The sequence below is a fragment of the Streptomyces venezuelae genome, assembly GCF_008642275.1.
GTDB lineage: Bacteria > Actinomycetota > Actinomycetes > Streptomycetales > Streptomycetaceae > Streptomyces > Streptomyces venezuelae_E.
This window is the reverse complement of sequence record NZ_CP029189.1, coordinates 3,347,578-3,371,470: the sequence shown is the minus strand read 5'-3', so window position 1 is coordinate 3,371,470 and position 23,893 is coordinate 3,347,578. Positions and strand designations below refer to the sequence as shown.

Sequence of the window (23,893 nt, the reverse complement as noted above, 5' to 3'; positions counted from 1 at the left end):
CCTCCCTCACACGGGGGCGTCGGTGCGCAGGCGGGCGTGGAGGTGTTCGTCGTGCCAGCCGTCCGCGTGCAGGAGGGCGCCGCGCATGGTGCCTTCCAGGGGGAAACCGGCTTTCGTCGCGACGGCGCAGGAGGCCGGGTTCGCCACGGAGTGGGTGATGCGGACGCGGTGCAGGCCGAGGTCCTCGAAGGCCCAGCGTGCGACGCGTTCCGTGGCGGGCACCATGACCCCGCGGCCGCGCCCGGCGGGCAGCAGCCAGTAGAGGATCTCGCCGCTGCCGCCCGCGAGATCGAGGTCGGCGATGCCGACGAGTCCGACGGCCGGGCCTCCGGCGGCGGGGGCGACGGCCCACATCGCGGCTTCCTCGTCCTGCCAGCGGGCGTGCCAGCGGGCGATCCGCTCCTCGGCCTCGGCCGGGGTGAGGAGGGCGGGCCGGTTCCAGTGCCGGATGTCCGGGTCGAGGCAGGACTCGACGAGCGCGGGGACGTCGTGGGCGGCCCAGGGGCGCAGCAGCAGTCCGCCCGGCAGCTCGAACTCCGGCTGCGGCAGGGCGCGCATCCGTCCGGCGGGGACCACGGCGGGTATGGAGTTGATCATGGCTGCCATCTTGCCCGGTGTCGGGGTGTCCGGCTCAGAGCAGATGGTGGATCAGGCGGCAGCGGGGTCCGAGGCGGGCGTGCAGTGCGCGGAGGAAGGCGTCGCCGAGCGGCGGCCAGTTGGTGAAGCGCACGGCGAGGTTGGAGACGAGGACGGCCCAGTGTCCGGTCCAGTCGCCCAGGAGTGCGGCGGCCCCGCAGTGTGCGCAGGTCGCGAGGGGCTCGTCCCCGTCGAACCAGGGCAGGATCAGTGCGGTGTGCGTGTCCTCGTCGAGCGGGACGGCGCACCGCGGGCAGCCCGGAGGGGTGTAGTTGCCGCCGGGGTCGTGGACCTGGCGCCGGTCGAGGAGGTCGACGCCGTCGCCGACGGCGTCGCCGGGGGTGTGGCGCCGGTCGGCGAGGGCCGTCGAGGCGGTGGGGCCGGGGACGTAGCGGCTGGGCCGCCAGAGGGGGTCGGGCCGGTCGTTGGTCCGGATGATCCCCTCTTCGAGGAGCCAGTCGGCGGTGGCGGCCGCGCGGTCGGGGGCTTCCCGGGCGGGGACGGTCAGCTCCGCGACGATGATCGCGCTGTCGCTCATGGCCGCGATCGTAGCGCCGGGGGCGGGCGGGGGCCGGCCGTCCCGTTCAGTGGGTGAGTACGGAGGGATCCGCGGGCTCGGCGCCGGCCGCCGGGGCCGGGGCGGGGGAGTGGCCGGGGCGGTCCGCCGGGGTCGCGGGCGGTTCGTCCTCGCTCCGGTTGAGCGCGGCGATCTGGGCGCGGCTCAGGCCGAAGAAGTAGGTGGCGGCGAAGCCCACCAGGTAGCCGACCAGCAGGCCGCCCGCGTAGACGGCGAGGGTGGTGCCCGCCCCGGCGCGGCCGTCGAGCAGCGGGAACAGGGCCCAGCCCGAGGGGCCGATGGCGGTGGAGCCGAAGGACATGCCCAGCTGACCGAAGAGGCCGACGAAGGCGCCGCCGGCCGCGCCGCCGACGCAGGCGGTGACGAACGGGCGGCCGAGCGGCAGGGACACGCCGTAGATCAGCGGTTCGCCGACGCCCAGGAAGCCGGCCGGGAGCGCCGACTTGATGGTGGCGCGGAGCGAACCGTTGCGCGGGAGGCGGTGGTAGACGGCGATGGCCGCACCGACCTGGCCCGCGCCCGCCATGGCGAGGATGGGCAGCAGGACGGTGTAGCCGTCCTGCTCGATGAGGGTGGTGTGGATGGGGATGAGGGCCTGGTGCAGGCCGAGCATCACGAGGGGGAGGAAGAGGCCGCCGAGGACCAGGCCCGCGAAGGCGCCGCCGTGGGAGAGGAGCCAGTTCGCGCAGGTGCCGATGGCGGCGGAGGCCTCACCGGCGAGGTACATGAGGCCGAAGAGGGTGACGAGGCCGGAGAGGAGCACGGTGAGGGTGGGGGTGACGAGGACGTCCAGGGTCTCCGGCACCCACCGGCGGCACCACTTCTCCACGTACACGGCGAGGACCGCGGCGGCGAGCGCGCCGAGGACCCCGCCCTGGCCGGGCTTGAGTTCCAGGCCGAAGGCGTCGATCTTCGCCACGCCCGGGAAGACGATGATCGCGGCGACCGCGCCGCCCAGGACCGGCGTACCGCCGAACTCCTTGGCCGTGTTGTATCCGACGAAGACCGCGATCAGGGACATGAAACCGGAGGCGATGGCGGCGAGGGCGGGGACGACGGCCGGTACCCAGCCGAGGTTCGTCAGCAGGCCGTTCAGGCCGGCGATGATGCCGCAGCCGATCAGTGCCGGGATCAGGGGGACGAAGATGTTCGCGATCCGGCGCAGGAACAGCTTGAAGGGCGTCGCGTTGCGGGCCTTCTGAGCCTCTTTCAGTGCCGCGCCCTGCGCGGCGAGGTCGTCCGCGGTGATCGCGGATGCGGATGCGGAGGCGGATGCGGAGGCGAGGGCGGTGGCGGGAGCGGTGGCGTGGGTGACGGGGGTGGCCGAGCGGGCCTCCTCCACCAGCGCCTCGAACTCCGGGGTCACGCGGGCGACGGCGCCCGGGCCCAGCACGATCTGGTAGCTCGTCCCGTCCTCGACCACGCCGAGGACGGCGGGCAGGGCGCGCAGGGCCTCGTCCTGGACCAGCGAGCGGTCGCGCAGCGAGATGCGCAGGCGGGTCATGCAGTGGGCGATCGAGGTGATGTTGTCCGGGCCGCCGACCAGCGGAAGGATCGCGGCGGCGGTGGCGCGGTTCTTGTCAGTGGACATGTGGGGTCGCCTTGGGTCGGGGACGGGGGGACGGGGGCGGGGGACGGGGGACGGGGTTCAGCGGGTGGGGGCGAGTGCGAGGGCGGCGCGCAGGTGCCCCTGCGAGGCGGCGAGCAGCTCGGCGGCCGTCGGGCCGTCGACCCCGCCGAGGACGACGAGTACGGCGTTCTTCACCTCGCCGCCGGTCGCGGTCAGGGCGGCTTCGATCTCCTCGTCGGGCGCGCCGGTGGCCAGCGCCACGATCCGGCGGGCGCGGGCGCGCAGCTTCTCGTTCGAGGAGCGCATGTCGACCATCAGGTTCCCGTACGTCTTCCCGAGGCGGATCATCGTGATGGTCGAGATGAGGTTGAGGACGAGCTTCTGGGCGGTGCCGGCCTTCAGGCGGGTGGATCCGGTGAGGAGCTCGGGTCCGACGACGACCTCGATGCCGTGGTCGGCGGCCGCGGCGAGGGCGGACCCGGCGTTGCAGGAGAGCCCGACGGTGAGTGCGCCGCGGGTACGGGCGAACTCGACCGCGCCGAGCGCGTACGGGGTGCGGCCGGAGGCGGAGACGCCGACGACCGTGTCGTGCGGCCCGATCTCCAGCGCGGTGAGGTCCGCGACGGCCAGCTCCTTCGAGTCCTCGGCGCCCTCGACGGACGTGACCAGGGCGGACGGGCCGCCCGCGATCAGGCCGACCACGTCGCCGGGGTCGGTGTTGAAGGTGGGCGGGCATTCGCTGGCGTCCAGGACGCCCAGCCGGCCGGCGGTTCCGGCGCCCGCGTAGACGAGCCGACCGCCCCGGGACATCCGCTCGGCGATCGCGTCGACGGCGGCGGCGATGTGCGGGAGCTGCGCGGCGACGGCGGCCGGGACGGTGGCGTCCTCGGCGTTCATGGTGCGGGCGATGTCGAGGGTGGGGAGGCGGTCGATCTCGGCGAGCTCCGGACGGAAGGCCTCGGTGGTGAGGGTGTCCAGCTGGGCGCGGAGGTCTGCGTGGGCGGTCATGGCGGGCTCCCTGGCGGGCCGGCTGGGGGTGTCAGCGGGCGGTGTGGCGGTGGGCGAGGGCCTCGTAGGAGGCGGCGAGGGCGGGTGCGGCGGTTTCGTAGGTCTGCTGGGCGACGCCGACGAAGAGGCAGTCGACGACGAGCAGCTGGCTGGTGCGGCTGGACATGGCGGCCGGGCGCAGCCGGGTCTCGCGGGCGGCGGAGGTGGCCAGTACGAGGTCGGCGTGGCGGGTGACGGGGCTGCCCGGGCGGCCGGTGAGGGCGAGGGTGGTGGCACCGCGCTCGAAGGCCGTGCGCAGCGGTTCGATCACGTCGCCGGTGGTGCCGGAGTGGGTGATGGCGACGGCGACGTCGCCGGGGCGCAGTTGCACGGCGCCCGTGACGGCCAGGTGGGGATCGCCGTGGGCATGGGCGAGGAGGCCGATGCGCTGCAGCTTCTGGGCGAGGTCCTGGCCGACGAGGGCGGAGGCGCCGACGCCGTAGATGTCGATGCGGCGGGCGGTGGCGAGCGCCGTGACGGCTGCGGCGAGCTGGGTGAGGTCGAGGGCGGCGGCGGTGTCGGTGAGGGTCTGCGCCTCCTCGTGGGCCAGCTTCGCTACGACGTCCGCGAGCGGGTCGTCGACGGCTATGTCGACGGTGACGGCGGAGGCGGCGCCGGATTCCTGCTGGGCGGCGAGGGCGGCGAGCGCGAGGCGCAGGTCGCGGTAGCCGGGGTAGCCGAGGAGGCGGGCCGTGCGGACGACGGTGGCCTCGCTGGTGCCGGTGTGTTCGGCGAGGGCGGAGACGGTGAGCCGGGCGCAGCCGGCGGGGTCGGCGGCGACGGCCTCGGCGACGGCCTGCACGGAGCGGGTCATGGAGGGGCCGAGGCTGCGGATCCGGGCCCGGAGGGCGTGGGGCGGGGGAGCCGGGGCGGTGCCTGTGGCTGCGGCTGCGCTGGAGCTTGCGGCTGTGGCTGCGGCGGGGCCTGCGCTGGAGCGTGCGGCTGCGGTTGCGCCTGCGGCGGGGCCTGCGCTGGAGCGTGCGGCGGGGGCCGGGGCGGGGTGTGCGGTGGCACGTGCGGCGGGGCCGGTGGGCGGGCGGTTGGCGGTTTCCTTCGCGTTCTGGCTCACTACTGAAACTTATTTTCAGGGCGGGGTGCGGTCAATACGCCGTTGGGTCGTCGGAAAGAGGGCCTTCGTCGCCGGGGCCTCGCGGGTCCACAATGGGCGCATGGACCACGCGACCCCCCTGGAGCAGGCGCTGCACGTCGCCCGTGCCCTCGTTCTCGCCGACCTCGCCGCCGGCGAGGTCGCCGACGCCGATGTCGTCTCCCTCGTCGAGGACTCGGTCACGCACCGCCGGTGGTGGGTGGAGCAGTGGCCGGAGGGTGTCGACTACCTTGCCGGACTCGTCGCCCAGGACGTGAAGGACGCGCTGCTGGAGAAGTACGGACGATGGCCGCTCTGCCCGGTCTGCAACCACGGTGAGCCGCACGCGCTGGACGTGGAGCCGGAGCTGGGACCCGACCCGCACTGGGTGTGTTCGGAGGCGGGTGTGAAGGTGGCCGCGATCGGCGGCCTGGGCCCGGTCTTCGGACTCCGGTGAGCCGCCGGTGACCGTCTACATCGACCCGCCGACCTGGCCGGGGCACGGCCGCATGTGGTCGCACCTGGTCAGCGACGTCTCGTACGAGGAGCTGCACGCCTTCGCGGCGGCCATCGGCTGTCCGCCGCGGGCTTTCGAGCGGGACCACTACGACGTGCCCTCGTACCGGTACGCGGACGCGGTCGGCGCCGGCGCGGTGGAGATCGGCAGCAAGGAACTCGTCCGCCGCCTCACCGCGGCGGGTCTGCGCCGCCCGAAGGGCCGGCCCGCCGCGTAACCGCTTCCGCCGCCCCGCGGCCGGAATCCCCGTGCCTGCGCAGGGCTTCCGCGGGAGGGTGTCGTCGCGGTCCTCACCGGCTCCGGGCGCGGCCCGTCCGTGCCCGGGCGCTCGCCGGGCGGTGGCGTCGGTCCCGGCCCGTCCCCTGGCCGACCATACGGCCCGCACTCGGACCGCCGTGCCCCTGACCTGCGGAAATCGTCCAGGTACCGGAGCCCGTCCGGTGGGCCTCCGGTGGCGGGGACGGTCCCGGTATTCAAGGCACGAGAGTGAAAGCACCGCACCAAACCCCACCCCCTCCCGCCCATGGCGGGGCGCTCACTCGCTTGAGTGAAATATGCCAACTCGGCTGGCTTCGGGGAGGGTTGCCTGATCTACGCTCAGCGCGAGACACCACACCCCCGCTGACATACGTCGGCCCCCGCCGGGACTGCGAATCCCGGGACGGGGGCCTGACCACCGAGGAAGCAGTACCTTCCTGATGGATACCCAGAACACTAGCGTGCGCCTGCCCGCCCAGTCCCGTAACGGCGGGGAAAACCACCCCTCCCGGCGAACCGGTGCGCGCCCCCGGTCCGGCGGCGTCATCCACGACAACGCCCGCCACACCGCCCGCTTCACGGTGATCGGCAACCACCTCGCCCAGCACGCCGAGCTGTCGCTGCTGGCCATCGGCCTGGCCGTCCACATCCAGTCCCTCCCGGGCGGCGCCCTCGTCGACATCCGGACCCTCGCCGCCCGCTTCCCCGAGGGCAAGACCCGGATCGCCGCCGCCCTGCGCGAACTGGAGACCCACGGCTATCTGCGGCGCACCCGCGAACGCACCGACACCGGCCGCGTGGTCACCCGTACGGTGTCCTGCAACCAGCCGGGCCGGTCCGGAGACCCGGACCGCCCTCCGCCGAAACCGGGGCCCAGGCGCCCCGCCCGCCGCGAGGGCGAGCCGACGCGCCGCGCCCTCCCCGCCGTGCCGCAGCCCGCGTACCCCGCCCCCGACCTGCTCCGGTCCGCCGTCGAGGTCCTCGCCGGGCTCCACCACGGGGATCCCCGCCTCGTGCTCTCCGCCGCGGACGTCGAGCACCTCGCCCCCGGGGTCGCGGCCTGGCTGGAGCGCGACCTGTCCCCGAGCACGGTGCACCGCGCCCTCACCGCGAACCTGCCGCCGGTGCCCCTGCACCGCCCGGCCGCCCTCGTGGGCCACCGCCTGGCCGCCCAGCTCCCGCCCGTACCGCGCTTCCGCGCCCCGGAAGACCCCCCGGCGGCCAGACATCCGCTCCGCAACTGCGGGTCCTGCGACCGCGGCTACCGCGGCCCGGATCCGCACACCTGCAACGACTGCGTCACTGTGCGACCGCCCGGCGGGGACGCCACCGGCCGCGGGCCTACGAACTCGGACTCGGATTCGGGGACGGTTCCGGGACGGCGTTGGGCTGGGCCGCCGCCGGAAGTTCCCAGACGTGCTCCGGAGTCACGATCTTGGTGACCGTGTTGGCGATGAGGGAACTCAGGTTGCCGAACTTTCCGTCGACGTCGGAGTTCACCACGATCACCATGGTGGCGCGGGCCTGCGGAAGCCGGACGGCGATGGTCTCGTAGCCGGGCAGCTCGCCGTTGTGGCCGATCCAGCCGTCGAGCTCGGCGATGCCGAGCCCGTAGCCGATGTCAGGGTGCCCGGTGGGCAGCATGCGCAGCCGCTGGGCCTGGGTGCCCGGCTCCAGCAGCCGGTCGCCGTCGGGCAGCTTCCCCGTGACCAGGGTCGGGACCCAGGAATGCAGGTCGTCCATGGTGGAGATCATCGCGCCGGCCGACCAGGCCCAGGACGGGTTCCAGGCGGAGGCGTCCACGGTCGCGCCGTTCGGGGTGAAGTTCGTGTAGCCGTGCACGAACGGGGACGCGATCTCGGCGCCGGTCGGCAGCGAGGTCGAGTCCAGGTCCGCCGGTTCGAGGACATGCTGCTGCAGGTAGGTGTGCAGGGGCTGCCCGCCGACCTTCTCGACGAGCAGGCCGAGCACGACGGTGTTGGTGTTGGAGTACTCCCAGCGCGTGCCCGGCGGGAAGTTGGCGGGGTGCCGGAACGCGGTGTCCAGCAGCTCCTGCGGGGTCCAGGCGCGGTGCGGGTCGGCCTTGTACGCGGCCAGCAGGCTCGGGTCCTCGGTGTAGTTGTATAGGCCGCTGCGCATGTCGGCGAGCTGCCGGACGGTGATCCGGTCGCCGCCCGGCACGCCGTCGAGGTACGTGGAGATCGGCGCGTCCAGCCGCACCTTCCCGTCGTCGACGAGCTGGAGGACAGCGGTGACGGTGAAGGTCTTGGTGACGCTGCCGATGCGGGTGTGCATGTCGGTCTTGATCGGTACGCCGGTGGCCTTGTCGGAGGTGCCGAAGGCGCGCACGTAGGGGTCCTCGCCGTCGATCCACAGGCCGACGCCCACCCCGGGGATGGCGGCCTTGTGCATGGCCGCGGTGATCGCGTCGTCGAGCTGCTCGGCGATCACGGGGTCGATGTCGACCCGGCCCGGCGGGGCGGCGGCGGGAGCCTGGCCCGCGCACAGCGCGGTCAGCAGCAGCGAGGCGGCTGCCAGGACGGTGGGCGTGCGGTACCGGCCCATGGAGGATCACCCCTGACGCTCGTCCCCGAGCGGCCCTCTGATCCCCGAGCGGACCTTCCCATCGTAGGAACCCGGCTCCGGCGCGGCGACCGGGCCCGGCGGGCCCCGTCCCCCGCCCCTTCCCGGTCGGGCCGGGCGGAAGCCGGACCCGGACGTCGACCGGCGGGGGGCCGTAGTCGCCGCCCACCGGGAGGGCGGGGCCGCTGGGGCCGGGCCCGGCAGTCCTGCTGACAGTACCGGCCGCGGCCATCGGGCCGAACTGCCTGACCTGCGGAAATCGCTCGCGCACCGGAGCCCGCCCGGTGGGACTCCGGTGGCGGGGACGATCCCGGGATCCAGAACACGGGAGAGAAAGCACCACACCCAACCCCACCCCCTCCCGCCCATGGAGGCACGCTCACTCGCTTGAGTGAAATATGCCAACTTGGCTGGCTTCGGGGAGGGTTGCCTGATCTACGCTCAGCGCGACGCACCACATCACCGCTGACATACGTCGGCCCCCGCCGGGACTGCAATCCCAGTGCGGGGGCCTGACCACCGAGGAAGCAGTACCTTCCTGATGGATACGCAGAACACTAGCGCGCGCCCGGACGCCCAGTCCCGCAACGACGGGGAAAACCACCCCTCCCGGCGAACCCGTGCTCGCACCCGGTCCGGCGGCGTCATCCACGACAACACCCGTCACACCGCCCGCTTCACGGTGATCGGCAACCACCTCGCCCAGCACGCCGAGCTGTCGCTGCTGGCCATCGGCCTGGCCGTGCACATCCAGTCCCTGCCCGGCGGCGCGCTCATCGACATCCGGACCCTGGCCGCCCGCTTCCCCGAGGGGAAGACCCGGATTGCCGCCGCCCTGCGCGAGCTGGAGGCCCACGGCTACCTGCGCCGCACCTGCGAACGCACCAGCGGCGGCCGCGTCGTCACCCGTACGGTTTCCTGCAACCAGCCGGGCCGCTCCGGCGTCACGGACCGGCCGCGACCGACGCCCCGGCGCGCCGCCCGGCAGGAGGGCGAGCCGACGCGCCGCGCCCTGCCCGCGGTGCCGCAGCCCGCGTACCGTGCCCCCGACCTGCTCCGGTCCGCCGTCGAGGTCCTCGCGGGCCTGCGCCGCGGGGATCCGCGCCTGCTGCTCTCCGTCACCGAGGTCGAGCACCTCGCCCCCGGAGTCGCGGCCTGGCTGGAGCGCGACCTGTCTCCGAGCGCCGTGCACCACGCCCTGACCGCCGACCTGCCGGCGGAGCCCCTGTACCGCCCGGCCGCCCTCGTGGCCCACCGCCTCACGGCCCAGCTCCCGCCCATGCCGCCGTTCCGCGTCAAGGCGGCACCGGCGGACCCTGCGGCCGCCAGGAATCACCCGCTCCAGAACTGCGTCCTCTGCGACCACGCCTTCCGCGGCCCGGAGCGTGGGGCGACCTGCAATGGCTGCCGCGGCCGCCTGACCGAACCGCCCGGGGTTCACCCCTCGGGGTGAACCATCGCCGCATCGGCCCGTTCCGTACGGCACCGCTCCCTACGCTCCCCGCAAGACGCATCCACGGCATATACCAGAGGCCTTTTCCCCAACCCACGAGTCCCACAGGAACCCCGATGGTCAGCTCGCCCCACGAGGCGATGCACCGCATCTTCCAGGAACACCCAGAGCTCTTCTCCCGGGTGTCGGAGGTGCTCGGCGTCGACTTCGCCCCACCCACGTCGTTCACCGTCTTGCCCAACGACCTCACCGAGACCCAGCCCTTGGAACGCCGCGTCGACACCCTGCTGCGGTTCGACACGGAGGGCGACGGGTCCTTCCTCCTCGCCGTCGAGGCCCAAGGCAAGAAGGACCCGGACAAGCCCGCCAGCTGGGCGTATTACGCCTCCTACCTCCTCACGAAGTACCGGCTGCAGCCGATGCTGCTGGTCGTCTGCCAAGACCGCTCGACCGCAGAATGGGCCGCCCGACCGGTCAGCTTCGGGCCTCCACAGTGGCCCCTGCTCACCCTGTGCCCGCTGGTGGCAGGGCCGCACAACATGCCTCTGATCACCAACCCCGCCGAAGTCCGGAAGGACCTGGCGCTCGCCACCCTGGCCGCGATCACCCACGCCACGAATCCGGACATCGGAGCCATACTCAAAGCGATGACCAACGTGCTGAGGGACACCCCCGCAGTCCTCGCAAACCCGATCGTCGAATTCATCGCACAAGGCATGGGCAAGCACCCATCCGCAGCACTCTGGAGGAAGCTGGTGGCCGTGGACCTCTCTTTCTACAAGTCGTCCCTCTCCGAGGAACTCCGGGCCGAGGGCCGGGCCGAGGGCCGGGCCGAGGGCGAGGCGCGTCGCGCGGCCGAGGACGTCCTGGCCGTTCTCGCGGAACGGGGTATCGATGTCCCCGAGGCGGTTCGTGAGCGGATCATCGGCTGCGGTGACGCCGAGACCCTGGGCCGCTGGCTCCGGCGTGCCGTCACCGCGGTCTCTGCCGGTGCGATCTTCGGGGACGGGTAGCGGGCGTCGTCAGGCGTGGGTGGGCGCCGGGGCGGCGGGGGCGCTGCTGCCGGTGACCACGCGGGTGGCGCGCGGCGGCGTACGGCGGTCCAGGCGCAGGGCGAGCACCGTGAGGGCGATCGCGGTGACGGTCATCGCGGCTCCCGCCCAGGCGGTGGCGGCGAAGCCCAGGCCGGCGTCGATGACGGTGCCGCCGAGCCAGGGACCGCCGGTGTTGCCGAGGTTGAAGGCGGCCGTCGTGGTGGCGCCGGCCAGGGTCGGGGCGGCGCCGGCCACGTTGAACATGCGGGCGTTGAGCGCCGGGGCGGTGAAGAACGCCGAGAACCCGAGCAGGAAGGCCAGGGCGACCGCCGCGGCGGCGGCGCCGGCCAGCAGGGCGAGCGCGGTGAGGAAGACGGTGGAGGCGGTGATGCCCCAGATCATCACACCGAACAGGTGCGCGTCGGCGACCCGGCCGCCGACGGTGGTCCCGGCCAGCGCGCCGATGCCGAAGAGGCCGAGAATCCACGGGACCCACTTCGAGTCCAGCCCGGCCACGTCGGTGAGCAGCGGTGACAGGTAACTGAAGGCGCAGAAGACGCCGCCTGCGGCCAGCGCGGTGACGCCGATGGACAGCCACACCTGGCGGTCGCGGTAGATGCGCAGCTCGCGCCCGAGCGACGGCCTCTGCGCGGGCAGCGGGATCTTCGGGATCAGCGCCAGGATGCCGACGAGGGCGATCGCGGAGGCGGCGGCGACCGACCAGAAGGCGGAGCGCCAGCCCAGGTGCTCGCCGAGGAAGGCACCGGCGGGGACGCCGAGGACGTTCGCGATCGACAGACCGCCGATCATGACGGCCATCGCACGGGCCCGCTGGTCCTTGTCGACCATGGCGATGGCGACGGCCGCGCCCACGGCCCAGAAGCCGGCGCAGGCGAACGCGGAGACGACGCGGGAGGCGAAGAGGAGCTCGTACGTGGGGGCCAGCGCGCCCGCGACCTGCCCGAGGCCGAAGAGGCTGATGAGGGCGATGAGGGTGGTGCGGCGGGGGAGCCGCAGGGTGGCCACGGCCAGCAGCGGCGCTCCGACGACCATGCCGATCGCGAAGGCGGATATGAGCAGGCCCGCCTGCGGGATGGTGACGCCCATGTCCTCGGCGATGGGCGGCAGCAGCCCGGAGAGCATGAACTCGCTGGTGCCGAGTGCGAACACGGACAGTCCGAGGACGTACACGGCGACGGGCATGCGGGGGCGTGCGACTGCTGAGGGCATGACTGTCACCAACCGGTGCGAACGCGATCGAATTCCCTACGGGGCGAGAGCGGCGAGCTCCGCGGCCAGGTTGGCGCGGGCCGGAGCCTCCCAGTGGGCGGCTCCGTAGGGGGTGCGGAAGAGCCGCGGCAGGCCGAGGAGCTGGCGCAGGACGGCGGCGCGCCCGGTGCGGAAGGCGTCGTCGGGGACGAAACCGTACTCGGCGCGGACGGCGGCCGCGTAAGCAGCGTACGCGTCGGGATCACCGGCCAGGACGGCCAGGTCGGCGTCGCAGAGGGCCTCGCCGTCGGTGTCACCGGGGGCGGGGTCGTGGGTGACGGTGAGCCGGACCAGGCGGGCCACCTCGGCGGTGCGCGCGGGGCCGATGCCGAGCTCGGGGAGGGCCCGCTCGGCGAGGGCGGCGCTGCGCTCCTCGTTCTCGGACCGGTCGGGTCGGTAGACGGCGTCGTGGAACCAGGCGGCGAGCTGCACGGCGGCCGGATCGGCGGCGTGCGGGGCCAGTACGTCGATCCGCGCGAGGACGTCGGCCAGGTGCGCGGTGGTGTGGTAGCGGCGCTGCGGTTCCGCCCAGGCGGCGAGGAGGCGGTCGGCGTAGGGCGCGGGATCACGGTCGGCGGGGGCGCCGGCGGCGGTGACGGTCGCCTGCCAGCGGGCCCGCAGACCGGCGGTGTCCGGGTGGGTGTCGCTGCTCGGGGTGCCTGTGTCCATGGGCACATTGTGGGGTGGCGCGATTGTGCTGGTGAAGGGCGGGTGGAGGCCCGTATTCTGAATATTGGACTAGACCTCTCCCTTGGTAGGGGTTCCCGAGCTTGCCGAAGAAGGATGGGATCGAATGAGCAACCGTGCGCTCCTGGAGGTGATCGCCCTCGACGTGGAGGACGCGGTCGCGGCCCAGGCCGGTGGGGCGGACCGACTCGAACTGGTCACCGACATGGCCGCCGACGGGCTCACCCCGCCGCGCGAGACCTTCGCGGCGATCAGGGCGGCGGTCGACATCCCGCTGCGCGTGATGCTCCGCAGGACGGACGGGTTCGCGGCCGGCGACGTGTCCGAGCTGGTCAGGGCGGCACGGGAACTGCGGGCGGAAGGCGCGCAGGAGTTCGTCCTCGGCTTCCTGGACGCCGACGGCGCCCCCGACCTCGCCGCGGTCGAGGCGGTCGTCGCGGAGCTGGACGGCTGCCGGTGGACCTTCCACCGGGCGATCGACCGCGCGGCCGACCGGGACCAGCTGCGCAAGGCGCTGGCCGATCTGCCGGGGCTGGACACGTACCTCACGGCGGGCTCCGCGGCGGGGGTGTCGGCCGGGCTGCCGGTCCTGCTCGCGGAGGCGGAGCGGGTCGGCGAGCCGGGGTACGGGGCGCGGATCCTGGTGGGCGGCGGGCTGACGCTCGCGCACCTGCCGGTGCTGCGCGCGGGCGGGATCGACGCCTTCCACATCGGTGGCGCGGCCCGTCCCTCCGGGTGGGCCGGGCCGGTCTCGGCGGCGGCCGTCGCCGAGTGGCGGGCCGTACTGGACTGACGGGGTCGGCGGTCGGCGCGCCACCGCTGCCGGGGCCCTGCCCCCGGACCCCCGCGCCTCAAACGCCGGCGGGGCTGGAATACGGGGCTCCGCCCCGGACCCCGCGCCTCAAACGCCGGCGGGGCTGGAGTGTCGCCGGCGGGGCTGGAATACGGGGGCGGAGCCTCGGGTCAGGGGAGCAGCGGCTCGGGCAGGGGGGCCGTGTGCAGCACGGAGAGGCCCGAGACCGCGCGGGTCAGGCAGACGTACAGCCGACGCAGGCCCGTCCGTTCGTCCGGCTCGCCGTCCACGATCGCCGCGGGCTCGTCCAGGACCACGTAGTCGTACTCCAGGCCCTTCGCCAGCGACGCCGGGACGAGGGTCAGCCGCGACTCGGCGGTGGTCTCCTCGCCCGGCGACAGGAACGGCAGGCCCGCCGCCGACAGGGCCTCCGCCAGCACCGGGACCCGCGCGTCCGCCGCGATCAGGCCGATCGAGCCCTCATGGGCCAGCGACTCGCGGCAGGCGGCGAGCACGGCCGCGGTGAGGTCCGGGACCTCCGCGACCCGCAGCGAGCCCGGCGTCTCGCGGACGGAGGAGACCGGGGCCAGGCCCGGGGAGATCGACGGCAGCAGCCGGGAGGCGTAGGCGATCACCTCGCGCGGCACGCGGAAGCCCGCCGTCAGCTCCTCCAGCACCGCCTGCGGCTTGCCCAGGTGCGCGAGGGCCTCCTCCCAGCTGCGCGTGGCCCACGGCGTGGTGCCCTGTGCGAGGTCGCCGAGGACCGTAGCCGAGCCCGTGGTGCAGCGCCGCCCCACCGCCCGGTACTGCATCGGCGACAGGTCCTGGGCCTCGTCGAGGACCACATGGCCCAGCGAATGCGTCCGCTCCACGAGGTCGGCCGCCTCGTCGATCAGCACCAGGTCGGCCGCCGACCACTTCGCCGACTTCACGCTGCGGAACGGCTTCGGCCACAGCAGGAGCTTCTGCTCGTCCTCGGTGAGCACGTCCGCCGCGTGCAGTGCGAGGAACTCGGGGTCGGACAGCAGCCGCAGGACCAGCTTCGCCGGTTCGACGGCCGGCCAGACCTCCTTGACCACCGCCTTCACCGCCGCGTTGCGGGCCACCGCGTCCTGCACCCGGTCGTCGGGGGCCTCGCCCGCCTGCTCCATCCGTACGAGCACCGCGTGCGCGATGCGCTGCGGCAGTGCCTCGCGGGCGGCGCCGTAGCGGATGTCGCGCTTCTGCAGCTCCTCGACCATCTCCTCCAGCTCGTACGCCGGTACCCGCCAGCGGCGCGAGCCGCGGACCACCATCAGCGGCTCCGTGGGGCGGGTGACGTGCGAGCGGACGGCGCGGTCCAGCACCTGCGCCATCCGGGCGTCGCCCTTGACCACGGCGGTTTCGGCGGAGTCCGTGCCGCGTACCTCGACGTCCGCACGGGCGACCAGGTCGTCGACGGTGGCCTGCTTGACCTCCAGCTCGCCGAGGGCCGGCAGGACCTGCTCGATGTAGTGCAGGAAGGAACGGTTCGGCCCGATGACGAGCGTGCCCGTGCGGGCGAGGCGGTCGCGGTGCGCGTAGAGGAGGTACGCGACCCGGTGCAGGCCGACGGCGGTCTTGCCGGTGCCGGGGCCGCCCTGCACGCAGACGGAACCGCCCAGGCCGGAGCGGACCAGCTTGTCCTGCTCGGGCTGGATCGTCGCGACGATGTCCCGCATGGGGCCGACGCGCGGGCGCTCGATCTCCTGCTGGAGCAGCTTGCTGACCGCGGCCGCCTCGCCCGGGTCGGACAGGTGCTCGTCCTCGTACGCCGTCAGCTCGCCGCCGGTGTATCCGAAGCGGCGGCGCAGGGAGACGTCCTGCGGGTCGGTCTTGGAGGCCCGGTAGAACGGCTGGGAGACGGGCGCGCGCCAGTCGATGACCATCGGGTCGCCGTCGGCGTCGTGGACGTGGCGGCGGCCGATGTAGAACTGCTCGCCCTCCGCGCCCTCGGCGAGGTCCGCGCCGGGTGCGTGCAGGTAGTCGAGGCGGCCGAAGAAGAGCGGGGTGTGGGCGAGGTCGGCGAGGGCTTTGATGCGGTCGTCGATCTGGGCCTGCAGGACGGCCGCGTTGACCCAGTTCGCGGTGACGTCGCGGATGTCGAGGGACTGGACGTCCTCGCGCATGGCGCGCAGGGCGGAACGCGAGGCGGTGAGGTGGGCCCGTTCACGGCCCAGCGGGTCGACGGGCGCGGTGGTGGGGGTCGGGTCGTCGTGCGTGGTCTCGGGGGCGTGCGCGGGCACGGAACTGCCTCCAGCTGCTGGATGCGGAACAGATGGCCCGCCGGTTTCCGGCCGGAGGGCGGCTCTCCCCGATGAGGCGGCGGGAGGCGGCAAGAGCGGAGATTCTAGCCACCGGGGCGGTGCGGCGCGAACGAATAACGGGGGCGGGGACCACGGAGAGCAGGGGGACTGGGGCTGGGGCTGGGGCGGGAGGCAGGGGGCAGGGGGCAGCGGGTCAGGGGATCTGGAGGGAGTCCAGGAGCTGCTGGTGCATCGCTTCGAGGTCCTTCTCGTTCTCCGCGCCGCCGTAGGTCAGGGCCATGACGAGGTGGTCGTCGTCGGAGATGAAGCGGATGGAGCCGGTCATCGACTCGTCGCCCTCCTTGCCGGTGAGCGTCGCGTCGAGGGCCGGGTGGCCGTCCACGGTCGTCTTGCGGACGTCGGAGCTGGTCAGGGTTCCGCCGCCCATCAGGCCGTACGCGTCGACGAAGCCCTTGAGGGCGTCCTCCAGCGGGAGACGGTCGCCCGGTATGTCGTAGACGGCGAAGCCGGTGGCTCCGTCCGGGGTGTCCACCCCGTACACGCGGGCGTCGATCGAACCGCCCTCCATGGGGATGGCGCCCGAGCGCACCTTGGCCTTCCCGGGGAGCTCGGCCGTGATGCCGCTGGGGGGATCGGTGGTCTTCACCGACTCCGCGGGGGACGCCGTGGGAGCGGGTGTGGGTGGGGGCGTGGGCGCGGCCACCGCCGAGGCCACCGCCGCAGCGCGGTGCGGCGGCGCGGCGAACGCGGTCGTGGACGGCAGCAGCCCGGCTGTGACCAGGGCCGTCGCCGTGGAGAGCAGCGCGAGGCGCTGGGTCCGGGAACGGTGGGTCATGCGGATCACTCCCCTGACGGGGTCGTCGGCACACGGACCTTCCCAGGGTCCGCCGCGGCCGGCCGCACTGCATCCGGACGGGTGTCGTACCGGGGAGTGTCAGACCTTGGTATCCACCCCTAGGGGTGCGCATGCGACGGGAGGAGGACCCGGGGGCTCATGAGGTTCCCTCCCGGGAGCGATGTGCGGGAGGCCGCGAAAACGGACCATGGATTCATGAGCCCCGCAACCTTCACCCCGATCCAGGGCAGCCGTCCTAGCGGCGCCGACTCCGACTCCCGTCAGCGCAACGGCCTCGGTGGCATGCTGCGCGCCGTCAAGATCTTCGCGGCGACCGCCGTGAGCGTCGTCGTGCTCGGTGAATACACCGAGGACGCGGGCGTCATACGCCACTGAACACGCCACTGCCCCCGGGCCAGGGCCCCGCGCGGCCCATCCACCGATCCACTGATCCACTGATCCACTGATCCACTAGGGTCACGCGGGTGACCCCGAGTCCCGTTCCCAGCCGCTCACCGTCGTCTCTTGCCGGTGTGCTGCTGACCGGATCGCTGCTGCTGCTCGGCGTGCTGTGCATCGCCCTGCGCATTCCGGTGGCCGACGCCCTCGTCCAGGGCTTCTCCGCGGCCGAGTGGGGGCCGCCCACCACGTATCCGCCGTTCGCCGCGATCCTGTTCACGCCGGCCGCCTGGCTGCCGAGCGGGGCGCTGAAGGCCGTTCTCGTCCTCGGCAACGCCGGCCTGCTCGCTCTGCTGATCACCCTGTCCTGCCGCCTCGCGGGACTCCGGTCCCGGCCCGGGCCCGTACTGGCCGCGACCATCGGCGGGCTGTGGCTGCAGCCGCTGTTCCAGGCCCCGCTGGCCGGGCTGATCAATCTGGCTCTCGCGTGCCTGGTCCTGTGGGACCTCGGCCGGCCGCGCTCCGCGCTCGGCAAGGGCTTCGCGCTGGGTGTCGCCGCCGGGATCACCCTCGCCCCGGCGGCGATCGCCGCGTACCTCCTGCTGACCCGTCGCGTCCGCGCCGGGCTCACCGCGCTGGCGGCCTCGGCCGGGACCGCCCTGCTCGGGCTGCTGGTCCTGCCCGAGGCCTCCGCCGAGTTCTGGACCCGGCATCTGGCCGACGCGGCCCGGGCGCTCGTCCTGGACTGGCCGCCGCTGTGGGTCTGGTGCGCTCCCTTGCTGGCCGTCCTGACCGCCCGGGCCTGCCGGAGTCAGCCGTCGGCCAGCAGCTCGTCGGCGTCCATGATCCGGTAGGCGTACCCCTGCTCGGCGAGGAAACGCTGGCGGTGTGCCGCGAAGTCCTGGTCGATCGTGTCGCGCGCGACGACCGAGTAGAACCGCGCCTCGTGGCCGTCCGCCTTCGGCCGCAGCACACGGCCCAGGCGCTGGGCCTCCTCCTGGCGGGAGCCGAAGGTGCCCGACACCTGGATGGCGACGGTGGCTTCCGGCAGGTCGATGGAGAAGTTCGCGACCTTCGAGACGACCAGCACGCTGATCTCGCCCTCGCGGAAGGCGTTGAAGAGCTTCTCGCGCTGGGCGTTGGAGGTCTCGCCCTTGATCACGGGGGCGTCCAGGTGCTCGCCCAGCTCGTCGAGCTGGTCGATGTACTGCCCGATGACGAGGGTCTGCTGACCACGGTGCTTGGCCACCAGTGCCTCGGTGACCTTGCGCTTCGTCGCGGTCGTCGCGCAGAAGCGGTACTTCTCCTCGGTCTCGGCCGTCGCGTACGCGAGCCGCTCCGACTCCGTCAGGTTGACCCGGACCTCCACGCAGTCGGCGGGCGCGATGTAGCCCTGCGCCTCGATCTCCTTCCACGGGGCGTCGAAGCGCTTCGGGCCGATGAGGGAGAAGACGTCCGACTCCCGGCCGTCCTCGCGCACCAGCGTCGCCGTCAGGCCGAGCCGGCGGCGCGCCTGCAGGTCGGCGGTGAACTTGAAGACGGGCGCGGGCAGCAGGTGCACCTCGTCGTAGACGATCAGGCCCCAGTCGCGGGAGTCGAAGAGCTCCAGGTGGGGGTAGACGCCCTTCCGCTTGGTCGTCAGGACCTGGTAGGTGGCGATGGTGACGGGCCGGATCTCCTTGCGGGTGCCGGAGTACTCGCCGATCTCGTCCTCGGTCAGCGAGGTCCGCTTGACCAGCTCGTGCTTCCACTGGCGGGCCGAGACGGTGTTCGTCACCAGGATCAGCGTCGTCGCCTTGGCCATCGCCATGGCTCCGGCGCCGACCAGGGTCTTGCCGGCGCCGCAGGGCAGTACGACCACCCCGGAGCCGCCGTGCCAGAAGCCCTCGACGGCCTGCTGCTGGTACGGGCGCAGCGCCCAGCCGTCCTCGGCCAGGTCGATCGGGTGCGCCTCGCCGTCCACGTAGCCGGCGAGGTCCTCGGCGGGCCAGCCCAGCTTGAGCAGCGTCTGCTTGATCTGCCCGCGCTCGGACGGGTGCACGGCCACGGTGTCGGGGTCGAGCCGCGCGCCGACGAGCGGGGCGATCTTCTTGGACCGCAGGATCTCCTCCAGCACCGGCCGGTCGGTGCTGGTGAGGACCAGTCCGTGCACGGGGTGCTTGGAGAGGGTCAGGCGGCCGTAGCGCGCCATGGTCTCGGCGACGTCGACGAGGAGTGCGTGCGGGACGGGGTAGCGGGAGTACTCGACGAGCGCGTCGACGACCTGCTCGGCGTCATGGCCCGCGGCCCGGGCGTTCCACAGGCCGAGCGGGGTGATCCGGTAGGTGTGGATGTGCTCGGGGGCCCGCTCCAGCTCGGCGAAGGGGGCGATGGCACGCCGGGCGGCTCCGGCGAGCTCGTGGTCGACTTCGAGGAGGAGGGTCTTGTCGCTCTGGACGATGAGTGGACCATTCACGCGCGGCGCCCCGTTTCATTCAGGTCAAACCTCCAGTGTGCCGTACGGCGCGGAGGGTGGGAACACGCCGCTTCGGCGGGGGCACCGGGCGGGCGCCCCGGGCGTCAGCGGCCCAGGCCGTCCGGCAGCAGGCCGAGGCCGCCGTGGAACTCGCGGTCCGGCCGCACCGGCCGCGCCGTGCCGGCCGCGCCGCACCGGTTGCGCCGGCCGCACCGGTCGCGCCGCACCGGCCGCTCGACCCGGTTGCGGTCAGGCGTTCCAGGGCCGAACGGGTCGTCGCAGGAAGCCGAGGGTGCGGGCGGTGATGTTGCGGCCCGTGCGGCGCGGCCGGGCGTCCTAGGGTGACAGGCGCCCCCAGGCTCCCCCAGGCGCCCACTGGCGACGTCGGAACGGACCCTCATGACGCAAGCACGCTGGGACCAGCCGCTCTTCAGCACCTCCGCGGCTCCCGCCACCACCGTCACCCACGACGCCGGCCTGCTCCTGCTGCGGCTCGTCGTCGGCCTCAGCATGGCCGGCCACGGCACGATGAAGCTCTTCGGCTGGTTCGGCGGCCCCGGTCTCACCGCGACCGGCAAGGGCTTCTCGATGGCCGGCTACCCCGCCGGGGACGCCATGGCCGTCATCGCGGGCCTCTCCGAGACCCTCGGCGGCCTCGGCCTCGCCCTCGGCCTGCTCACCCCGCTCGCCGGAGCGGCCCTGACCGGTGTCTTCATCAACATCCTCGATGTCCGGGGCCTGAGCGCCTACTTCCCGCCCAAGGGCGTCGAACTCGAAGTGGTGCTGTTCGCCGCGGTCGTCGCCCTCACCCTCACCGGGCCCGGCCGCTTCGCCGTGGACCACCACCTTCCGGTGCTGCGCGAGAACCGGCCCCGCCACGCCCTGATCGCCCTGCTGGTGGGCGCCGTGGCGGGATTCGTCGTCCTGCTCGTCCGCGACTGAACCGACCGCGGCCGCCCGGCTACGCCCCCAGGTGGGGCAGCGGACCCGCCGGGTACGGGGTCTCCGCGGGCAGCAGGGCGCGCGCGGCCGCCTCGTCCCCGGCCCCGAGCAGGCCGCGGATCTCCCGGGCCAGGCCCGTCACGTCACGGATCGCGACCGTCCACTCGTCCGCGTAGGCCCGGGAGGCCGGCCCCGACAGGCCCAGCTGGAGCGAGCGGTACGGCAGCGGGTTCAGCCGCAGATCCCGCTCCGGGTCCCACTGGACCCGGGCCGGAGCCGCCCGCAGGGACTCCTTCCAGGCGGCCCGGTCCCCGTGCACGTCCGGCACGTGGTGGGACAGGCAGGCGTCGCGCAGCGCCCGGTCGAAGCCCTCCCGGGTGATCTCGACCGCCAGCACCGTCTCCTGGTCGGCCTTGGTCCCCCAGCCGCAGCGGTACATCATCCACAGGAACGACGGCTTGATCCACGTCATCCGCTCCCGCTTCCAGGCGGGCGGGAAACGGCCGTCGCGCGCGGCCGGCAACCCGAGCGAGGGGGAGTAGGCCTGGTACACGGTGATCGTGGTGTCGGTGTGCGCCGCGCGTATCTGGCGGTTCGGTACATCGTCGGACATGCGCTCAGGATGACGGCTCGTCATCCCGACGGCCATCGGGTTTCGGCGCCGGCGCAGACCGCGAGCCGCCCCAGCGCGGCCATGTCTCCGTGTAGCAGCCGGACTCGTACTTCAGCACCAGGTACGCCGCGTGGTCGGCCGCCGAGTCGCGGATCGACAACTCGAAGGTGTGGTGCTCGCCGTCCGCCGTGCGCAGGTCCAGCACCCCGCCCGTGTATCCGCGCTGCAGGTGCACCGCGACCAGCTCGTCGAGCTCGAACACCACGCCCTGCACCGTGACCGTCCGCCCCACCGGAACCCCTCCTACACCTGGTCGTCCGCCAGTTCCGCGACACCGGTGATCCGGTGCAGCGCGTACGTCCGTACCTCGTCCGCCGTGTGGTCGTACCCGGTGACGAAGCCGCCCTCCACCCGGACCGGCGCGATGACCCGCTGGCTCGCCGCACCCTCCGCGTTCACGTACCCGATCCACACCGCCGACCCGGTCAGCGCGGCCGCCTGCACCGTCGCCAGGGTCTCCGCCGCGCTCGTGCGCGGCAGTTCACCCGGTACGGCGGACGCCGAGGCCGCCGCCGGTTCCTTGCGCACCGCCGTCGCCGCCACGTCACCCGCCCGGATCGCCCGTACCGCCGCCGCCAGCAGTGTCGCGTCCGGCACCGGCGGCCCCTCCGGCACCGGTACGGGCGCCGAGCGGGCCGGGGTGCGGCGGGCGTCGGCCCGTGCCACCAGCACGTCGCCGGTACGGGACTCCGCGGCCGGCGCGTAGCCCATCGACCGCAGCCCCTCCAGCAGCACGGTCGGATCCGCCTGCGCCGCGAGCACCGTCGGCGCGAGGCGGCGCAGACCCAGCCCGGCCGAACGCTTGTCGGCCAGGATCTCGCCCAGCATCGCGTCGTCGTCGCAGCGCACGTACGAGGAGGCCGCGCCCACCCGCAGGTGGCCGTGCCGGCGCGCCACGTCGTCGATCAGGTAGGCCAGCGGCTGCGGCACCGGGGTGCGGCTGTGCTCCTTCAGGAAGGCGTGCAGGTCCGCGGCCGCATGGCCGGCGTCCAGGGCGCGGCGCACCGAGCCGGGCGTGAACCGGTACACCGTCGCCCCGCCCTTGGACTCCACGTCCGCGAGTACGGCGAGGGTGTCGCCCAGCGGGCGGCGCAGCGGCCCCGGGGCCACGGCCGTCAGGTCCGCCTGCAGCAGTACGTGGTCCACCGGCTCCGGCAGCTGCGGGGCCAGCAGCGGCGCCGGGTCGCGGTGCTCCAGCAGGGCCCGGCCGGGCCCGGACAGCGCGCCCCGGCCGGTCACGCCGAGCACCTCCGCCTCGGCCAGCGTCCAGTGCGCGAGGCGGGCCCGCAGATCGCTCGCGCCGCGTACGGGCCGCTCCCAGGCGAGCCGCGCCAGCAGGGCGTCGGGGTCGGGCGCGCCGCCCTCCGGCAGGTCGCCGAGGAGCTCCAGGACCCGTCGGCGCACCTCGGGGGCGGCGGAGCGGTCGAGTTCGGGGCCGAGCGCGGAGAGCGTGCGCCCCTTGGCGTCCTGCTCGCCGACCAGCGGAGCCGTGCGGGTGGCCGGCAGCCAGGCCGCCGCGAGGTGCGACCAGCGCTCGGCGGGCGGCAGTTCGAGCCAGTCGTCGAAGGCCGGGGTGGGCGCGTACCGCTCGTCCGCCTCCCCGTCGCTGGCCAGCAGACCGGCCGCGTAGGCCAGTTCGGCCCAGAAGGCCGCCTGCTGCTCGGTCGTGTCCAGTGCGGCGGCGGTCCGCTTCAGGTCCCGTACGGAGAGCCCGCCCGCCCGCAGCACCGGCGGGCCCGCATGCTCCCAGGACTTCACCAGTTCCTCGACGGTGGCCAGCGCGGCCAGCGCCTGCCCGGCGGCGTTCGCGTCCACAAGCTGTGGACGGTGCTCGCGGTGCGCGGGCACCGGCGGAGCCACCGGCGCGGTGTCCCGGTGCGCGAGCCCACCGCGCAGGTGCAGGGCCACCTCGCGGGGCAGGACCACGGTCCGCGCCGTCGCGGGCAGCAGCAGCCCCCGGTCGCGCAGCCAGCGCACCGGCGGCGTCGGATTCGGTGTCACCTCGCCGTACGGCGGGCCCCACACGAGCCGCCCCAGCACCTGGTGCGCCTCCGCCGGAGCCTCGTCCAGCAGCGCCGACATCCGCTCCGGGTCGGTGAACAGGCCGGTCAGGGCCGTCACCGCGGACACCGGGTCGTGGGTGGCGGGCAGCCCGACGGCCGCCACGATCTCCTGCACCCGGGTCGGCGACATCCCGGCCGTGGCCTCGGCGACGGTCGGCCCCAGCCCGGTGGGCGAAGGCCGGGACGCGGACGGGGCGAGCAGTTCGCGCGCCGTGCGGACCAGCCGCAGCCGGTCCTCGTCGCCCCACACCAGGGCCTGGTCGCGCAGGGTGGCCAGGGCGCCGGGGAGCGCGGCGCGGGCGCGTTCGTCCTCGCCGCCCGTCAGCAGCCCCTCCAGCACCGGGTACGGGCACGGGTCCGGGCCCACCGCGAGCGCCTCGGCGGTCTGCAGGGCGAACCGGTCCAGCCGGTCCAGGGCGCGCACCACCGAGGCCCGGGTGCCCGCCCGGGTGGCCAGCTGCGTCACATCGCCGGGCACCGGTCCGAGCAGGTCCGGGCGGGCCCGCAACAGGGCCGCGAGTGCCGCGTCGTCACGGGCGCGCAGCGCCTCGGCGAGTGAACGCGGGGAGTTTCCCGCCGGGCTCCCGCCGGCGGATCCCGCCGCAGTGCTTGCCTCGGGCACAGTCGCCTCCTGGTCGCGTCGGCCGGTCAGTCGGCCGGTCCCCATCCGGTCAACGGTATCCGCTGCGCCCGCGGCAGCTCCACGGGCGCACGCGCTACCTTCGGGGCA

The 23,893-nt window shown here is 74.0% G+C and carries 23 protein-coding genes; 9 read left to right on the top strand and 14 right to left on the bottom strand.

Annotated elements, in window-relative coordinates; genetic code table 11:
* Positions 1–6: 6 nt before the first annotated feature.
* The 5 genes from DEJ51_RS14630 to DEJ51_RS14610 are packed head-to-tail and all read right to left on the bottom strand — an operon-like array spanning position 7 to position 4,665.
* Positions 7–597: a GNAT family N-acetyltransferase gene (locus DEJ51_RS14630; protein ID WP_150257982.1), complete on the bottom strand. Its 591-nt coding sequence runs from the start codon at positions 595–597 to the stop codon at positions 7–9.
* A gap of 34 nt (positions 598–631) precedes the next feature.
* Entirely contained in the window at positions 632–1,174 is a 543-nt protein-coding gene (locus DEJ51_RS14625; protein WP_150257981.1) for a hypothetical protein, read from the bottom strand.
* A gap of 46 nt (positions 1,175–1,220) precedes the next feature.
* Entirely contained in the window at positions 1,221–2,804 is a 1,584-nt protein-coding gene (locus DEJ51_RS14620) for a PTS transporter subunit EIIC (RefSeq protein WP_150257980.1), read from the bottom strand.
* A gap of 57 nt (positions 2,805–2,861) precedes the next feature.
* Positions 2,862–3,791 carry an N-acetylmuramic acid 6-phosphate etherase gene (gene murQ, locus DEJ51_RS14615; protein ID WP_150257979.1) on the bottom strand — a complete coding sequence of 310 codons (930 nt, stop codon included), beginning with the start codon at positions 3,789–3,791 and terminating at the stop codon, positions 2,862–2,864.
* 31 nt (positions 3,792–3,822) lie between these two features.
* Entirely contained in the window at positions 3,823–4,665 is an 843-nt protein-coding gene (locus DEJ51_RS14610; RefSeq protein WP_150261925.1) for a MurR/RpiR family transcriptional regulator, read from the bottom strand.
* 334 nt (positions 4,666–4,999) lie between these two features.
* Here DEJ51_RS14610 and DEJ51_RS14605 point away from each other — a divergent pair, with 334 nt between their 5' ends.
* The 3 genes from DEJ51_RS14605 to DEJ51_RS14595 all read left to right on the top strand — a co-directional run bounded on the left by DEJ51_RS14605 (position 5,000) and on the right by DEJ51_RS14595 (position 7,134).
* Positions 5,000–5,374, top strand: a complete 375-nt coding sequence (locus DEJ51_RS14605; protein WP_030727652.1) for a hypothetical protein — start codon at positions 5,000–5,002, stop codon at positions 5,372–5,374.
* A 7-nt stretch (positions 5,375–5,381) separates the two neighbouring features.
* A complete protein-coding gene (locus DEJ51_RS14600; RefSeq protein ID WP_030766289.1) occupies positions 5,382–5,651 on the top strand; it encodes a DUF4031 domain-containing protein in 270 nt (89 codons plus the stop codon).
* Positions 5,652–6,132: 481 nt separating this feature from the next.
* The gene (locus DEJ51_RS14595) at positions 6,133–7,134 is read left to right on the top strand and encodes a helix-turn-helix domain-containing protein (RefSeq protein WP_223835810.1); all 1,002 of its coding nucleotides are present in this window, start codon (positions 6,133–6,135) and stop codon (positions 7,132–7,134) included.
* Here DEJ51_RS14595 and DEJ51_RS14590 read toward each other — a convergent pair.
* On the bottom strand, positions 7,034–8,257 hold the full coding sequence (locus tag DEJ51_RS14590; RefSeq protein WP_150257978.1) for a serine hydrolase domain-containing protein: 1,224 nt from the start codon (positions 8,255–8,257) through the stop codon (positions 7,034–7,036). The genes DEJ51_RS14595 and DEJ51_RS14590 overlap by 101 nt on opposite strands.
* Before the next feature lie 559 nt (positions 8,258–8,816).
* Here DEJ51_RS14590 and DEJ51_RS14585 point away from each other — a divergent pair.
* Entirely contained in the window at positions 8,817–9,728 is a 912-nt protein-coding gene (locus tag DEJ51_RS14585; protein WP_150257977.1) for a helix-turn-helix domain-containing protein, read from the top strand.
* A 116-nt stretch (positions 9,729–9,844) separates the two neighbouring features.
* Entirely contained in the window at positions 9,845–10,741 is an 897-nt protein-coding gene (locus DEJ51_RS14580; RefSeq protein WP_190620390.1) for a hypothetical protein, read from the top strand.
* Between the two features lie 9 nt (positions 10,742–10,750).
* On the opposite strand, the gene DEJ51_RS14575 is transcribed toward DEJ51_RS14580, so the two are convergent.
* Together DEJ51_RS14575 and DEJ51_RS14570 are read right to left on the bottom strand one after the other, a co-directional pair.
* On the bottom strand, positions 10,751–11,965 hold the full coding sequence (locus tag DEJ51_RS14575; RefSeq protein WP_150261923.1) for a Cmx/CmrA family chloramphenicol efflux MFS transporter: 1,215 nt from the start codon (positions 11,963–11,965) through the stop codon (positions 10,751–10,753).
* Positions 11,966–12,028: 63 nt separating this feature from the next.
* Complete coding sequence (locus DEJ51_RS14570) at positions 12,029–12,700, bottom strand: hypothetical protein (RefSeq protein ID WP_150257976.1); 672 nt, start codon at positions 12,698–12,700, stop codon at positions 12,029–12,031.
* 124 nt (positions 12,701–12,824) lie between these two features.
* Between DEJ51_RS14570 and DEJ51_RS14565 the strand changes: the two genes are divergently transcribed.
* A complete protein-coding gene (locus tag DEJ51_RS14565) occupies positions 12,825–13,511 on the top strand; it encodes a copper homeostasis protein CutC (RefSeq protein WP_150257975.1) in 687 nt (228 codons plus the stop codon).
* Positions 13,512–13,681: 170 nt separating this feature from the next.
* On the opposite strand, the gene DEJ51_RS14560 is transcribed toward DEJ51_RS14565, so the two are convergent.
* On the bottom strand, positions 13,682–15,775 hold the full coding sequence (locus DEJ51_RS14560) for a HelD family protein (protein ID WP_150257974.1): 2,094 nt from the start codon (positions 15,773–15,775) through the stop codon (positions 13,682–13,684).
* 214 nt (positions 15,776–15,989) lie between these two features.
* Positions 15,990–16,631 (bottom strand): hypothetical protein, encoded by a 642-nt coding sequence (locus DEJ51_RS14550; protein ID WP_150257973.1) that lies wholly within the window; start codon positions 16,629–16,631, stop codon positions 15,990–15,992.
* A gap of 216 nt (positions 16,632–16,847) precedes the next feature.
* On the opposite strand from DEJ51_RS14550, the gene DEJ51_RS14545 reads away from it, so the two are divergent.
* Positions 16,848–17,027, top strand: a complete 180-nt coding sequence (locus DEJ51_RS14545) for a hypothetical protein (RefSeq protein ID WP_150257972.1) — start codon at positions 16,848–16,850, stop codon at positions 17,025–17,027.
* Between the two features lie 137 nt (positions 17,028–17,164).
* Positions 17,165–17,884, top strand: coding sequence for a glycosyltransferase 87 family protein (locus DEJ51_RS14540; protein WP_223835809.1), 720 nt, complete (start codon positions 17,165–17,167; stop codon positions 17,882–17,884).
* On the opposite strand, the gene DEJ51_RS14535 is transcribed toward DEJ51_RS14540, so the two are convergent.
* Positions 17,842–19,485: a DNA repair helicase XPB gene (locus tag DEJ51_RS14535; protein WP_150257970.1), complete on the bottom strand. Its 1,644-nt coding sequence runs from the start codon at positions 19,483–19,485 to the stop codon at positions 17,842–17,844. The genes DEJ51_RS14540 and DEJ51_RS14535 overlap by 43 nt on opposite strands.
* Before the next feature lie 399 nt (positions 19,486–19,884).
* Between DEJ51_RS14535 and DEJ51_RS14530 the strand changes: the two genes are divergently transcribed.
* Positions 19,885–20,427, top strand: a complete 543-nt coding sequence (locus DEJ51_RS14530; protein ID WP_150257969.1) for a DoxX family membrane protein — start codon at positions 19,885–19,887, stop codon at positions 20,425–20,427.
* 19 nt (positions 20,428–20,446) lie between these two features.
* Here the strand turns inward: DEJ51_RS14530 and DEJ51_RS14525 are convergent, their stop codons facing one another.
* Genes DEJ51_RS14525 through DEJ51_RS14515 form a run of 3 tightly spaced genes read right to left on the bottom strand, consistent with a single transcriptional unit; the run spans position 20,447 to position 23,830 of the window.
* Positions 20,447–21,040, bottom strand: coding sequence for a DUF4291 domain-containing protein (locus DEJ51_RS14525; protein ID WP_223835808.1), 594 nt, complete (start codon positions 21,038–21,040; stop codon positions 20,447–20,449).
* A gap of 4 nt (positions 21,041–21,044) precedes the next feature.
* The gene (locus DEJ51_RS14520; protein ID WP_150257967.1) at positions 21,045–21,332 is read right to left on the bottom strand and encodes a hypothetical protein; all 288 of its coding nucleotides are present in this window, start codon (positions 21,330–21,332) and stop codon (positions 21,045–21,047) included.
* 11 nt (positions 21,333–21,343) lie between these two features.
* Positions 21,344–23,830 (bottom strand): helicase-associated domain-containing protein, encoded by a 2,487-nt coding sequence (locus DEJ51_RS14515; protein ID WP_150257966.1) that lies wholly within the window; start codon positions 23,828–23,830, stop codon positions 21,344–21,346.
* Positions 23,831–23,893: the final 63 nt, after the last annotated feature.